The sequence below is a fragment of the Bifidobacterium mongoliense DSM 21395 genome (assembly GCF_000741285.1).
Taxonomy (GTDB): domain Bacteria; phylum Actinomycetota; class Actinomycetes; order Actinomycetales; family Bifidobacteriaceae; genus Bifidobacterium; species Bifidobacterium mongoliense.
On record NZ_JGZE01000004.1, the window covers coordinates 13,006 to 27,398 of the forward strand.

13 protein-coding genes and 1 tRNA gene are annotated in these 14,393 nt (G+C 64.2%); 10 read left to right on the forward strand and 4 right to left on the reverse strand.

The genetic code is table 11. The features are described from left to right. The first annotated feature begins 197 nt into the window (after positions 1–197). The 7 genes from dnaK (at position 198) to pntB (ending at position 8,244) form a co-directional block, all read left to right on the forward strand. A complete protein-coding gene (gene dnaK, locus BMON_RS02515; RefSeq protein WP_033513080.1) occupies positions 198–2,096 on the forward strand; it encodes a molecular chaperone DnaK in 1,899 nt (632 codons plus the stop codon). Between the two features lie 2 nt (positions 2,097–2,098). Continuing rightward, positions 2,099–2,812: a nucleotide exchange factor GrpE gene (gene grpE, locus BMON_RS02520; RefSeq protein WP_033513078.1), complete on the forward strand. Its 714-nt coding sequence runs from the start codon at positions 2,099–2,101 to the stop codon at positions 2,810–2,812. A 49-nt stretch (positions 2,813–2,861) separates the two neighbouring features. Continuing rightward, the gene (locus BMON_RS02525) at positions 2,862–3,875 is read left to right on the forward strand and encodes a DnaJ C-terminal domain-containing protein (RefSeq protein ID WP_033513077.1); all 1,014 of its coding nucleotides are present in this window, start codon (positions 2,862–2,864) and stop codon (positions 3,873–3,875) included. A gap of 5 nt (positions 3,876–3,880) precedes the next feature. Next, positions 3,881–4,444 carry a heat shock protein transcriptional repressor HspR gene (locus BMON_RS02530; protein ID WP_033513075.1) on the forward strand — a complete coding sequence of 188 codons (564 nt, stop codon included), beginning with the start codon at positions 3,881–3,883 and terminating at the stop codon, positions 4,442–4,444. Between the two features lie 40 nt (positions 4,445–4,484). Beyond that, positions 4,485–5,162, forward strand: coding sequence for an HAD family hydrolase (locus BMON_RS02535; protein ID WP_051917804.1), 678 nt, complete (start codon positions 4,485–4,487; stop codon positions 5,160–5,162). A gap of 116 nt (positions 5,163–5,278) precedes the next feature. Beyond that, on the forward strand, positions 5,279–6,853 hold the full coding sequence (locus BMON_RS02540; RefSeq protein WP_081882809.1) for a Re/Si-specific NAD(P)(+) transhydrogenase subunit alpha: 1,575 nt from the start codon (positions 5,279–5,281) through the stop codon (positions 6,851–6,853). Beyond that, positions 6,853–8,244 carry a Re/Si-specific NAD(P)(+) transhydrogenase subunit beta gene (pntB, locus tag BMON_RS02545; protein ID WP_237745297.1) on the forward strand — a complete coding sequence of 464 codons (1,392 nt, stop codon included), beginning with the start codon at positions 6,853–6,855 and terminating at the stop codon, positions 8,242–8,244. Before BMON_RS02540 ends, pntB begins: the two co-directional genes overlap by 1 nt. A gap of 64 nt (positions 8,245–8,308) precedes the next feature. Here pntB and BMON_RS02550 read toward each other — a convergent pair. After that, positions 8,309–8,381: transfer RNA gene (locus tag BMON_RS02550), tRNA-Ala, on the reverse strand. 141 nt (positions 8,382–8,522) lie between these two features. Next, positions 8,523–9,194, reverse strand: a complete 672-nt coding sequence (locus BMON_RS02555; protein ID WP_033513073.1) for a DedA family protein — start codon at positions 9,192–9,194, stop codon at positions 8,523–8,525. Between the two features lie 321 nt (positions 9,195–9,515). Here BMON_RS02555 and BMON_RS02560 point away from each other — a divergent pair, with 321 nt between their 5' ends. Continuing rightward, a complete protein-coding gene (locus BMON_RS02560; protein ID WP_033513072.1) occupies positions 9,516–10,370 on the forward strand; it encodes a carbohydrate ABC transporter permease in 855 nt (284 codons plus the stop codon). Beyond that, positions 10,367–11,203: a carbohydrate ABC transporter permease gene (locus BMON_RS02565; RefSeq protein WP_033513070.1), complete on the forward strand. Its 837-nt coding sequence runs from the start codon at positions 10,367–10,369 to the stop codon at positions 11,201–11,203. The genes BMON_RS02560 and BMON_RS02565 overlap by 4 nt, the downstream gene beginning before the upstream one ends. Before the next feature lie 8 nt (positions 11,204–11,211). On the opposite strand, the gene BMON_RS02570 is transcribed toward BMON_RS02565, so the two are convergent. Beyond that, entirely contained in the window at positions 11,212–12,855 is a 1,644-nt protein-coding gene (locus BMON_RS02570; protein WP_081882830.1) for a dolichyl-phosphate-mannose--protein mannosyltransferase, read from the reverse strand. Between the two features lie 142 nt (positions 12,856–12,997). On the opposite strand from BMON_RS02570, the gene rsmI reads away from it, so the two are divergent. After that, on the forward strand, positions 12,998–14,032 hold the full coding sequence (gene rsmI, locus BMON_RS02575; protein WP_237745298.1) for a 16S rRNA (cytidine(1402)-2'-O)-methyltransferase: 1,035 nt from the start codon (positions 12,998–13,000) through the stop codon (positions 14,030–14,032). A 54-nt stretch (positions 14,033–14,086) separates the two neighbouring features. Here rsmI and BMON_RS02580 read toward each other — a convergent pair whose 3' ends face one another. Continuing rightward, a complete protein-coding gene (locus tag BMON_RS02580) occupies positions 14,087–14,368 on the reverse strand; it encodes a variant leucine-rich repeat-containing protein (protein WP_051917805.1) in 282 nt (93 codons plus the stop codon). Between the last annotated feature and the right edge of the window lie 25 nt (positions 14,369–14,393).

The following is a 14,393-nucleotide window of genomic DNA, read 5'->3' on the forward strand; positions in this document are numbered from 1 at the left end:
CCATGCGCACGGGTGCGGGGAATATGCGACACGGCGGGAATATATTTGACTTTTAAAAGTTGAGTGATGTAGGCTCAAGTTTGAAAGCAAGCTTGGATATCGCTTGGGGCACGGACGCGGACCGCGAGGTCCGTGGCCGGGGGCCAAGCGGAACCGTAGTGGAACGACAGAGCAACACAACAAAGGAGATCATGGTTATGGGACGCGCAGTCGGTATTGATTTGGGTACTACCAATTCCTGCATTGCCACACTGGAAGGCGGTGAACCGACCGTCATCGTGAACGCCGAGGGCGCTCGCACGACGCCGTCGGTCGTGGCGTTCAGCAAGTCCGGGGAGATTCTCGTCGGCGAAGTGGCCAAGCGTCAGGCGGTCACCAACGTCGATCGGACGATCAGCTCCGTGAAGCGGCATATGGGCACGGATTGGTCCGTGGACATCGACGGCAAGAAGTGGACCCCCCAGGAGATTTCGGCGCAGGTGCTGATCAAGCTCAAGAGGGATGCCGAGTCCTATCTCGGCGAACCCGTCACCGATGCGGTGATCACCTGCCCGGCGTACTTCAACGACGCACAGCGTCAGGCCACCAAGGACGCGGGTAAGATCGCAGGGCTCAACGTGCTGCGTATCATCAACGAGCCCACGGCCGCGGCTCTGGCCTACGGTCTTGAGAAGGGCAAGGAGGACGAGCGCATCCTGGTCTTCGACCTCGGTGGCGGCACCTTCGATGTCTCCCTGCTGGAGATCGGCAAGGACGACGACGGATTCTCGACCATTCAGGTCCAGGCGACCAACGGCGACAACAAGCTCGGCGGCGACGACTGGGATCAGAAGGTCATCGACTGGCTCGTCGGTGAAGTGAAGAACAAGTACGGCATCGATCTGGCCAAGGACAAGATCGCACTGCAGCGGCTCAAGGAAGCGGCGGAACAGGCCAAGAAGGAGCTGTCCAGCTCCACGTCGACCCAGATCTCCATGCAGTACCTGGCGATGACCCCCGACGGCACTCCGGTGCATCTCGACGAGACGCTCACCCGTGCCCACTTCGAGGAGATGACTTCCGATCTGCTGGGCCGTTGCCGCACGCCGTTCAACAACGTGCTGTCCGACGCCAGCATCTCCGTGAGCGACATCGACCACGTCGTGCTCGTCGGTGGTTCGACCCGTATGCCCGCCGTCAAGGAACTGGTGAAGGAACTCACCGGCGGCAAGGAAGCGAACCAGTCGGTCAACCCCGATGAGGTCGTCGCGGTCGGCGCCGCGGTGCAGTCCGGTGTCATCAAGGGCGACCGTAAGGATGTCCTGCTCATCGACGTCACCCCGCTGTCGCTGGGCATCGAGACCAAGGGCGGCATCATGACCAAGCTCATCGACCGCAACACCGCCATTCCGACGAAGCGCTCCGAGGTCTTCTCGACCGCCGAGGACAACCAGCCCTCAGTGCTCATCCAGGTGTATCAAGGCGAGCGTGAGTTCGCCCGTGACAACAAGCCGCTCGGCACCTTCGAGCTGACGGGCATCGCGCCCGCCCCTCGTGGCGTTCCTCAGGTCGAGGTCACCTTCGACATCGACGCGAACGGCATCGTCCACGTCAGCGCCAAGGACAAGGGCACCGGCAAGGAACAGTCCATGACCATCACCGGGGGCTCGGGCCTGCCCAAGGACGAGATCGATCGCATGGTCAAGGAGGCCGAGTCCCACGAGGCTGAGGACAAGCAGCGCCGTGAGGACACCGACACCCGCAACCAGGCCGAGTCCTTCGCGTACCAGACCGAAAAACTGGTGAGCGACAACAAGGACAAGCTGTCCGACGACGTCTCGAAAGAGGTGACCGACAAGGTCAACGCCCTGAAGGAAGCCCTGAAGGGCGAGGACATCGAGAAGATCAAGAGCGCGCAGAGCGAGCTCATGACCTCCGCCCAGAAGATCGGTCAGGCGCTGTACGCCCAGCAGGGCGCCGAGGGCGCCGCGCCGGCAGGTGCGGCGGCCGGCGCCGGTGAAGCGGCCGGTTCCACCTCCGCCCCGTCGTCTGATGACGATGTCGTCGATGCCGAGGTTGTGGATGACGACACCGACAACGGCAAGGACAAGCAGTAATCATGTCCGGGTTCAATGCCAACGACTATCTGGATGATCTGCCGGATGCCGGGGACGCCGCGCCGCACGATGCTGCGGCCGACGCCTCGGCATCGGCCGCCCCTGAATCGCCTCAGGGCAAACCGTCGAAGCCCTCGGAAGCCTCCGATGCAGGTGCCGAACAGGCTGCGCATGCTGATGCCGGGTCGGATGACCATGCCGACGGACAACCGAAGCAGCAGCAGGGTCCCTCGGATGCGGACGGCGCAGATGCCCACGGCGACGCCTCGAAGGAGACGCTCACACCGCTAGGCCAGGCCAAGAAGGAAGCGGCGGAGTACCTCGATGCGCTCCAGCGCGAGCGTGCCGAATTCGTCAACTTCCGTAACCGGTCCAAGAAGGAGCAGGAGCGTTTCCGCGAACACGGCATCACCGACGTGCTCACCGCGCTGTTGCCCGCCTTGGACGACATCGATCGCATCCGTGCCCACAGCGAGCTGGACGATTCCTTCAACGCCGTCGCCGCGAAGATCGACAAGGCCTTCGCGAAGTTCGGCGTCGAGAAGTTCGGCGAACCGGGTGAGGAGTTCGATCCGACGAAGCACGAGGCGGTCCTGCACAAGCCCGCCCCCGAGGCCACCAAGGAGACCGTCGATACCGTGGTCGAAGCCGGGTACCGGGTCGGGGACCGCGTGATCAGGGCTGCGCGCGTGGTGGTCGCATCACCGAAGAACTGAGTCGCGCCCAGGCGCGACATGTCGTCTGCCTTAGGAAAGGAGGCACAACATGGCTGAGAATGAATGGCTGAACAAGGACTTCTACAAGGTTCTGGGTGTCTCCAAGGATGCCAGCCAGGCCGATATCACCAAGGCCTATCGCAAGTTGGCCCGTAAGTATCATCCGGATCTCAACAAGACCAAGCAGGCCGAGGAGAAGTTCAAGGACCTCTCGGAGGCCTACGATGTGCTGAACAACAAGGAGGAGCGTCGTAAATACGACGCCATCCGCCAGTTCGGCATGGGCGGGGCGCGATTCGCCGGCGGATCCCATGCCGGTGGGTTCGACGCGTCGGGCTTCTCCGACCTCTTCGGCAACGCATTCGGACAGGGTGCGGGGTCGGCCGATGGCGGTACGCGCATTCGGTTCTCCTCGAGCGGTGGCCAGCCGAACATGAACGATATCTTCTCCATGTTCGGCGGCGGCGCCGGTCAGGGCGGCCCCTTCGCCGGGGCTCGGGGCAACGACTCATACCGTGAGCCGCCGCAACCCGAGCGCGGTGAGGACCGCAACTCCAAGATCACCTTGACTCTGCGTCAGGCGGTCAAAGGGGCGACGGTCTCCCTGCGGGTCGACGGACGGCAGTTCCGTACCCATATTCCGGCCGGCGTGCACGACGGACAGCGCATACGCCTGGCGGGCAAGGGCCGGCCCGGCCGTAACGGGGGCCGTAACGGCGATATGTTCCTGGCGATCCACGTCAAGGACGATGCCAAGTTCACGATGAGCGGCGACGATATCGTCATGCCGCTGCCGGTCACGGTGGGACAGGCGGTGGCGGGCGCCAAAGTCGAAGCGCGTGACCTCGACGGCGAAACCGTGGTCTTCCGTGTGCCTTCGGGCTCTTCGAGCGGTGATGAGATCCGCATCCACGGCAAGGGCGTGCCCGGCCGGGACGCCGATCTCGTCGGTCGTGTCGAGATTCGGGTCCCCTCGCGTCCTGGTCTCGCACTGAAACGAAAGGCGAAGGAATTCGACGAGGAGTCGGGGGACTTTGTCGCTGATCTTGCCCAGGAGCGCTGATCGACATGCCGCGGGTTACACGACAGGTACGGGCGCTCTATGAGATGTGCGCCGTCGCTTTGGTGCAATCGAGGGCCAACCTCGACGGTGCGGACGATGTCGGTTTCGACATCGATCTGCCCCTGTTCAGCGTCGGGCGTGCCGCCGAGCTCGCGGATATCCACGCCCAGACGTTGCGCCAGTACGATCGGGTCGGGCTGATTGTGCCCCAACGCACCGAGGGCGGCGCGCGGCGGTATTCCTTGAGGGATTTGGACAGGCTTGTTCATGCCCAGCATCTGAGCCAGGATGCCGGCGTCAATCTCGCCGGCATCACCCGGATCCTCGATCTGCAGGAGGAGAACCGCCAACTCCGGCGTGAACTCAAACGCCTGCAGACGCCAGCGGGGTCCAGTGTCTTCGCGGCCGATGCCGACGGTGACATCACCGAGGTCCAGCGCTCCAGGAAGGCACGGATGTGGCGCCATGAGATCCATGTGCGCACGCGTGAACTCAGCGCGATGTCGCAGGATCGTGACGAGGACGCGGATTCGAAATCCATGGTGGTGTGGGGACGGTTCCTTGATTAGCCGAACGCAGTCCCTGTCACATGCGTCCGCCGGTCTGACCATGGCGGCGGTGCTGTGGGATATGGACGGCACGTTGATCGATTCGGAGCCCTACTGGCACGAATCGGAGTACGAGCTGGCCCGCATCCATGGCGGCGAATGGAATGAACGCCTCGCCTGGAGCGGATCCGGCACACCGGTGATCGAGGTGGCCCGCACCATGGTCGCGCACGGTGTCGCACTCAGTCCCGATGAGATCGTCACCCGACTCGTGGCCGATGTGGCCGGACGTGAGGAGGCGCGCATGCCGTGGATACCCGGCGTGCGCGATGTACTCGAGTCGCTGGTCCGATCGGGCATCCCCTCGGTCCTGGTCACCGCTTCGCCGCGAGCCATGGCCGAGCATCTGGTCGACCAGGCGCCGCGCGGCGCGTTCGCCGGGTATATCTGCGGTGAAGACTCGCTGCCCAGCAAACCGGATCCCGCCCCGTATCGGGCGGCAGCCGCGCTGCTGGACGTCGGCCACGACGATATCGTGCGTTGCATAGCCATCGAGGATTCCGCGACCGGCCTGCAATCGGCCGCGGATTCGGGCGCCACCACGATCGCGCAGGAGGGTTTCACCGCCAAACCGTCGCCCGACGGCCCGCAGTTCGCGACGATCAACGGATACGATGGGATCGACGTCGCAACCCTTGACGAGTACGTGCGCCGACGCATGGCGAATATGTCCGCATGATCCTCACGGGTGTTTGCCATACCGCCCTCCCGCTACTACGCTGAGCATTGGCTGGTCGGGCAATGTCGCACACCATGTGGCTTTGGCCCTGTCCCCGAATGATCTGGGAAGGAGTCATGGTGATAATCGGAATACCAAAGGAGACGCTCGAGGGGGAGCGTCTCGTGGCGGCCACCCCCAAAACGGTGGTGCAGCTCAAGAAACTGGGATACGACGTGGCCGTCGAATCCGGGGCGGGGCATGCGGCGAGTTTCTCGGATGAGGTCTACGTGGCCGCCGGAGCCTATATCGTCAACGCCGATCGGGCGTGGGGCGCCGATGTCGTGGCCACGGTCGATCCGCCGACCGATCGTCAGATCGATGCGCTGAAACCCGGCGCGCTGCTGGTGTCGAGGCTCGCGCCGCATTCCCATACCGAACTCATCGGCACGCTCGCCCACCATCAGGTCACCGCGCTCGCCCTCGATGCCGTGCCGCGCATCTCACGCGCGCAGTCGCTCGATGTGCTCTCCACGATGTCCAACGTCGCCGGGTACCGCGCCGTGATTGAGGCCGCGGAGGAATTCGGCGGCATGTTCACCGGCCAGGTCACCGCGGCGGGTAAAACGCCGCCGGCCCGGGTCTTTGTGATCGGCGGTGGTGTGGCCGGACTGTCGGCCATCGGCGCGGCGGCCTCACTCGGCGCCGAGGTGCGCGCCTTCGATGTGCGGCCGGAAGCCGCGGAGCAGATCGAATCACTCGGCGCCACATTCGTCAGGGCCCCGCAGGCCCAACAGCAGCGGTCGAGTACGGGGTACGCCAGCGCCTTGAGTGACGAACAGCAGCAGGCCACCTTGGCGTTGTACACCCAGGAGGCCTCGCAGGCCGATATCGTGATCACCACCGCATTGGTGCGTGGCGTCGCCGTGCCGACCATCACCAAGGAGGCCGTGGCGGCCATGAAGCCTGGTTCGGTGATCGTGGACGTGGCGGCGACCGGCGGCGGCAACTGCGCGCTGACGGTGCCCGGCAGGAGCATCGTCACCGACAACGACGTGACCATCATCGGCTACACCGACCTGGCCGGGCGCATGCCCCAGCACACGTCGCAGCTGTTCGGCACCAATGTCGTGAACCTGATGAAACTGATCACTCCGAAGGGCGACGGCGTGCCGACCCTGGACCTCGACGATCCGGTGCAACGCGGTATGACGGTTTCGCGGGGCGGCGACATTCTGTGGCCTCCGCCAGCGGTCGCGGTGTCCGCGGCACCTGTTGCCTCGGCGTCGAATACGGCGTCGGCTGCAGTCAAGGCACCCGATCCGGCGGTGAAAGCCCGGGAGGAAGCCGAACGTAAGGCGGCCGCCACCCGACGCAACGGGGTGCTTACCGTGGTCGCGGGCACCGTGTTGGCGGTGGCGCTCGCGTTCACCAACCACGCGTTCCTGCTCACCTTCTCCATCTTCGTGCTGGCCATCGTGGTCGGCTATTACGTCGTGTCCAACGTCAGCCACTCGTTGCACACGCCACTCATGTCGCAGACGAACGCGATCTCCGGCATCATCCTCGTCGGGTCGCTGTTGCAGATCGGTTCCGATAACACGCTCGTCACGGTGTTGGCGGTGCTGTCGGCGGCCATCGCGTCGATCAATGTGTTCGGTGGGTTCCTCGTGACCTACCGCATGCTCGGTATGTTCAGGAAGGATGCGTGATGACGATGACTCTCGGCACCATATCTCAGGACGCCTATCTCATCGCCGCGGTCCTGTTCATTCTCTCGCTGGCCGGTCTGTCGAAACAGGAGACCGCCCGCAGGGGCAACATCCTCGGCATGGTCGGCATGGCGCTCGCGATCGTCGCGACGGTGGTGTTGGCCCTGCGCGACTCGGTGCGCCCCGTCGCCGTGACGGCGCTGCTCATCGCCCTGGTCTTCATCGTCGGAGCGTCGGTGGGCATTTGGAGGGCGAAGAGCGTCGAAATGACGCAGATGCCCGAACTGATCGCCATGCTGCACAGTTTCGTAGGCATCGCGGCCGTGCTGATCGGCTATAACTCCTTCATCACCGAACCGCATGCCGATGCCGCCCATCTCACGGAAATCTATATCGGTGTCCTGATCGGCGCGGTGACCTTCACTGGCTCGATCATCGCCTACCTCAAGCTCGCCGCCAAGATCGGTTCCAAGCCGCTCATGATCCCCGGACGCAACGTCATCAACGCCGTCGTCCTGGTGGCGATGCTGGCCATGATCGGCTGGTTCGTGCCCACCCGTTCGGTCTGGGCGCTGGCCGTGATGACCGTGCTCGCGCTGCTGCTCGGCCTCCATCTGGTCGCGGCGATCGGCGGCGGGGACATGCCGGTGGTCATCTCCATGCTCAACTCCTACTCCGGCTGGGCTGCCGCGGCGGCAGGGTTCATGCTCAACAACAACCTGCTCATCATCACCGGGTCGTTGGTCGGCTCCTCGGGCGCCATCCTGTCGTATCTCATGTGCAAGGCGATGAACCGCAAGTTCCTCGCCGTCATCCTGGGTGGGTTCGGCGACGAGAAGCACGCGCAGGCGGCCAAGGTCGAGGGCGAATACCACGAGGTGACGGTCGATGATGTGGCCCAGGAGCTTGAAGCGGCGCATTCGGTCATCATCGCGCCGGGCTACGGCATGGCGGTCGCCAAGGCGCAGTACCCGGTCGCGACTTTGGTCGAGCGGCTGCGCGCCAAGGGCGTGGAGGTGCGGTTCGCCGTCCACCCGGTGGCGGGGCGCCTGCCTGGCCATATGAACGTGCTGCTGGCCGAAGCGAAGGTACCGTACGACATCGTCCTGGAAATGGATGAGATCAACCCCGACTTCCCGGACACCGATGTGGTCCTCGTCATCGGCGCCAACGACACCGTGAACCCCTCGGCCGCGGAGGATCCGAACTCTCCCATCGCCGGCATGCCGGTGCTCGAGGTGTGGAAGGCGAAGACGGTCGTGGTGCTCAAGCGCTCCATGGCCACCGGGTACGCCGGCGTGCAGAATCCGCTGTTCTATCGGGACAACACGCAGATGCTGTTCGGCGACGCGAAGGCCAGCGTGGACAAGGTGCTTGAGGCGATGCATTAACGCCTAGGGTTCGTAGGAAATGCAAAGATCGTCCGGGAACAATCCCGGACGATCTTTATATTTGTGGAGCTGATGGTAATCGAAACCACGACCTCTTCGATGCGAACGAAGCGCTCTACCAACTGAGCTACAGCCCCATTGCCCTTTTCAAGACAACGTTGGCCAGTGTAGTACGAGCGGTGTCCAAGCGCAATTCCGCAGGTGGCGATGGGGTCGGCCGTGTTGCGGTGAGCGATGGTCGGGCCGGTATTGACGGCGCGGGACCGGGCGGTGCGGGCTCAGTCTTGGGATGTGCGGCGCGAGGCGCGTGCCTTGATCAGACCGATGATGGTGGGCAGCAGTGAGATGACGAGGATGGCGACGATCACGAGCTCGAAGTTATCCTGTACGACCGGAATGCCGCCGAAGAAGTAGCCGAGCAACGTGAACAGCGTCGACCAGGTGAGGCCGCCCAGCACCGAGAACGGGGTGAAGCGCGTCCAGCGCATGCCCGAAATGCCGGAGATGAAGGGCATGAACGTGCGGATGAAAGGGAAGAAACGGCCGAGGAACACGGCGAGTGGACCCCATTTGTCGATCATCGCCTCGGTCGAGGCGAGACGCTCCGGGGTCATGGCCTTGACCTTGCCCGAATCGATGATCCGGCGGCCGAAGAAATGGCCGATGAAGTAATTGCACTGATCGCCCACGATGGGTGCCGTCCAGATCACCGGCAGCAACGCCATGATGGGCAGCGCCGAGGTACCGGTGGCGGCGTCGGGGGCCGCGAAGAATCCGGCGGCGAACAGGAGGGAGTCGCCCGGCAGGAAGGGGAAGAAGACCACGCCGGTCTCGATGAACACGATCAGGAAGATGAACCCGAGCGTCGGCGCGACGCCCATGGTGATCCATGCGGCGATGGCCGTGCGCGGGTCCTTGATGAGTTCGATGAAGAAGTTGATGATTCCCATGGCGATCCTGTCATATGTGTTGCGGCTGCCCTGTACCCGGTACCGAAGTCACCAGCTTAGCCGCAGACCGGTCGGTTCGGTGTCGGCGGCACGTCATCGCGGAGCCCCGGACGGTGGGGAGCCGCCTCGAAATGGCGTCGATGCCGGCTTGACATTGGCACTGCAACCGTTATCATTTATATTGAGATTCCGGATCAACAACCGTCAGGGCTGGCGAGGTTGGACCGGTGGGAGCGCGGGTCTCGTCCTGTGCGCAGCGAGGCAACGAGCGGCGGGGCATGGCGGGAACGCGTGACGGACAAGGGATACAGGGAGGTAGCTATGATCAGCATGAAAGGGCGTGCGATACGCCGGTGGTGGCCGGTGTTCGTGTTTCCCACGCTCGCCGCGTTCATTCTCGGGTTCATCGTCCCGATGCTTGAAGGCATCTATCTGAGTTTCTCCAGATTCACCACGGTGACCGATGCGGTGTGGGTCGGGTTGAAGAACTACCGCAGGGCGGTGCAGGACCCCGAGTTCCTTCATGCTTTCTGGTTGACCGTGCTGTTCACCATCGTCACGACGGTTCTGGTGAATGTTCTGGCGTTCTTCGTGGCGTACATGTTCACGAAGGCCATGAAAGGCGCCAAGCTGTTCCGGGCCGTATTCTTCATGCCCAACCTGATCGGCGGCATCATCCTGGGCTACATCTGGCAGCTGTTGCTCAACGGCATTCTCGCGCGGTGGAACATCTCGCTGACCTACAGCGCGAAGTACGGCTTCTGGGGCATGGTCATCCTCGTCTGCTGGCAGCAGATCGGGTACATGATGGTCATCTACATCGCCGGTCTGCAGAACGTGCCCGGCGAGCTCATGGAGGCCGCCGCCGTCGATGGCGCGTCATCGCGTCAGACGCTGTTCGGGGTGACGTTGCCGCTCATGATGCCCAGCATCACCGTGTGTTCGTTCCTGACCGTGACCAATGGTTTCAAGATGTTCGATCAGAACCTGGCGCTGACCAACGGAGCCCCGTCGAACACGTCGGAACTGCTCGCCCTGAACATCTATCGAACGTTCTATGGCCGTATCGGATTCGAAGGCATCGGCCAGGCCAAGGCCGTGATCTTCCTGATCATCGTCGCGGTCATCGCCGTGATCCAGAACCGGATCACCACCAGCAAGGAGGTGCAGGCATGATCAAGCATGTGAAGCACGGAGCGTGGTGGACCGCGATATTCACGGTCGTCTCCCTGGCATGGATCTTTCCCATCGTGCTCGTCGTCATCAACTCCTTCAAGAAGAAGGTCTATATCTCGACGAGTACCTTCAGCCTTCCCATCGGCAATGCCGGAGCCGGTCTGGAGAACTATACCGAAGGCATCGCGAAGACCGATTTCCTCATGAGCTTCCTCTGGACGGTGGTCACCACCGTCGGTTCCGTGGTCGTCATCCTGCTGTGCACGGTGATGTGCGCATGGTGGATCGTCAGGGTCAAGAGCAGGTTCTCCACCGCGATCTACCTGGTGTTCCTTCTGAACATGATCGTGCCGTTCCAGATGGTCATGTTCCCGCTTTCCAAGCTTACCGATATGACCGGCCTGAACACCCCGTGGGGGCTGTGGCTCGTATACCTCGGGTTCGGCGCGGGCCTGCCCGTGTTCATCTTCACCGGCGTCGTCAAATCCATCCCCGACGAGATCGAGGAAGCCGCGATGATCGATGGCGCCAATACCTTCAGGATGTTCTTCACCATCGTCGTGCCGATGATGCGCTCCTCCATCATCTCCGTGGCCATCCTCGAGATCATGTGGATCTGGAACGATTACCTGCTGCCCTATCTGACCTTGGATCTGCAGCAGTTCAAGACCATTTCCATCGCGATACAGTACCTGCGTGGCGGGTACGGCAGCATCGACATGGGGGCCATGATGGCCTGCCTGGTGCTCGCCATCATCCCCATCGTGGTCTTCTTCGTGTTCTGCCAGAAGTACATCATCCAGGGCATCGCGGCAGGCGCCGTCAAGGGGTAGCGGGGTCCTCAGATCCAGGACTTCAGCCACATGTGGCTCAGCCAGAAGCCATACGGTACCGGCATCGCGGTCCAGATCGGGTAGAAGAACGCGGAGACGAGCAGTATGAGCGCCAGCGTCACGCCCAGGACGCTGCGCCAGGCGACGCGCGGCATCCGGCCGTGCAGCCAGTGCATGACGTAGGCGATGGCGAGGATGATCCAAGGCAGGATCACGATCGAGTAGAAGGTGAAGGTGGTCCGGTGCAGGTACTGGGTCCACGGCAGCCATCCGCCGAGGAAGCCCGCCAGGACCGCCCAGATCCTCCAGTCGCCGCGTGTGCACAGCGCCAGGATGATGGCGATGATGACGCATGCGGAGCCGAGCCACCAGATCAGGGGATTGCCCAGCGAGGTCACGGCGGTCACGCAGGACGAGTCGGGGGAGAGCGAACACCATCCCGGATGGCTGGTGATCCGCTCCCAGTAGAAGCTGGTCGGGCGGATCTGCAACGGCCAGGTCAACGGGTTCGCGCGGTAGGGGTGCGGTGAATCGAGCGTGGTGTGGAATTGCCACATCTCGGCATGGTAGGCCGCCAGGGATCGCAGCGACGCGGGTAGCCAGGTCAGGCCCTCGCCCGGATGGGTCTGTGCCCAATCTCGCATGTAGGCGTCGGGGTGCAGCAGCCAGCCCGACCATCCCGCCAGGTAGGTCAGGGCCCAGATCGGCAGCATGAACGCGGCGGCGATGGGTCCGTCGTTGCTCAGCGCCGACAGCAGCCAGCCGCGGTATCCGACGCGGTGGCGTTCCCAAGCGTCCCAGAGCACACTGATGATGCAGAAAGCGGCGAAGAAGTAGGCGCCCGACCATTTCACGCCTGTCGCCAAGCCCAGCAGCACGGCCGCTCCCGCGCGGGACCACGAGAAGGCGATCACCGGGCCGCGCGAATCCAGGATCAGGTGAGCGTGTTCGTCGCCGGCATGCGACGATGGCCGACGCCGCGGAGTCCACCGGGCGCCGGGTGCGGCCGCGTCCGCACGATAACAGTCCTCGAGCCGGCGTCTGGCCCGGTCGCGGTGCACGAGCATCAGACTGAACGCGCCGAGGGCGAACACCATGATGAAGATGTCGAGCAGACCGGTTCTGCTCAGCACGATGCCGACGCCGTCGACCGACATGAGCATGCCCGCCAGCACCGCAACCGGAAGATCGTGGAAGAGGCGCAGCGTGACACGCATCATCAGGACGATGGCCAGGGTTCCCGCGATGGCGCCGGCGGCCCGCCAGGCGAAGGGGTTCCCCGCGCCGCCGAACGCCGACAGCCCGGCGGCGATCAGCCATTTGCCGACGGGTGGGTGCACGACGTATTCGGCGCTCGCCAGCCACGTGCTGGTGTCCCCGGCGGCGAATGCGGCGTCGACGCTCTGACGGGCCCCCTCGAAGTCCACGGTCGTGGGCCATGTTCGTGGTTGGCCGGTGAGCAGTGCCGTCCACGCGTCCTTGACGTAATAGGTTTCGTCGAACATGATCGCCGGGGGCTCGCCGAGCCGTACCATGCGCAGCAGGCCGCCGAACAGGGCGATGACCAGCGTCCACAGCCATGCCGTGAGCGGGCGGACATGCGTCGGTTCACCGGTGCCGGTCGGGCGTGGGGGCGCTGCGGGTCGCCGCATGTGGGCGGGTCGCGCAGACCGTCCGAAGCTGATCGATGCCATGGGCTCCTCCGTGTTGTACCGTTGCGTACTATAGCGTCCCGTTCCGTGTCGTACCGATACGACCAACAGTAGGTGACCGGGATAGATAATGGAGTGTCGTATGATGCAGAGCCCGCAGCAGCCGGCGGCGGATGCCGTCACGTCGGAACGGCCGGTGGATCCGCGCCCGGAGGATTCCCGCGAATCGCAGGGGGCGGGATCCGGGGCGACGACGGGTGCGGGGCATGCACGTGGCGCCGCGCTGGTGCCCCCGGCGACCGTGGTCCTTGCCGCCACGCCCATAGGGAACACCTCGGATGCGTCGCCGAGACTGATGGCCCTGTTGGAACGCGCTGACATCGTCGCCGCCGAGGACACGCGGCGACTGTATGATCTGGCGAATCGTCTGGGTGTGCGTGTGGGCGGTCGCGTCGTTGCCTACCACGATCACAACGAGCACGAGAAGGCCGATGGGCTCATCGATGAGGCCGAGGCCGGTGCGACCGTCCTCGTGGTCTCCGATGCGGGCATGCCGACGATCAACGATCCGGGTCTGGCCGTCGTGCGCCGGGCCATCGAGCGTGGGGTGGCCGTGACCTGCGCCCCGGGCCCGAGTGCCGTCCTCGATGCGCTCGCCCTGTCGGGGCTGCCCACGGATCGGTTCTGCTACGAGGGATTCGTGCCCCGCCGTCACGCCGAGCGTCTGCAGCGCCTGCGGATGCTCAAGGGCGAGGAGCGCACCATTGTGCTCTACGAGACGCCGCATCGCATAGCCGCGACCATGGATGACCTCGAGGAGGTCTTCGGCCCCGATCGTCGTATGGCCCTGTGCCGCGAGCTGACCAAGGATTTCGAGGAGATTCGTCGCGGTGACATCCGTACCATCCACCAAGGGGTGGTCGACGATCCGCCTCGTGGCGAGATCGTGCTCGTGTTGGCCGGGGCGTCGCCTCAGGAGGCCGCGGAGGCCTTCCCCACGGCGGCGGATCCCGATGATCTGGCGGCGCTCGCTGCCGGACGCGCCCAAAGCGCGGGGATTCGCGTCAAGGACGCCATCGCCCAGGTCGTCGCCGAGCACCCCCTGCCGGATGGTTCGCTCTTGAGTCGCAAGGACGTGTACGCCCGGGTGCTGGCGCTCAAGGATCAACGTCGCTGATCACCGTGATGGGGGCGTCGTCCCACGTGGTTCACCGGGCGCTTAACCGGGCGTTCACCGGGGAGCTTCGGCATGGACCCTGCCTGTCGCGCCGTGTGCCGCATCGGTGCCCGCCGGGTCGATGGAGGTGAGCAGCACCTCGAGTCCTTCGGTCACGCCCGGTCCGCCGGCCTGGGCGACGTATTCCAGCAGTGTCGCATCCGCGCGGGGATTCGCGATCAACCATCGCCGCAGTTCCGGCGCCTCGCGTGCGATATGCCACAGGATCGCCATGTCGGTCGTGCCGTCGCAGGCGAGCAGTGGCGTCAGTTCGATCGGGGGACGTGGTGGCCGCATCGAGGCACTCGGCCCTCTGCTCCGC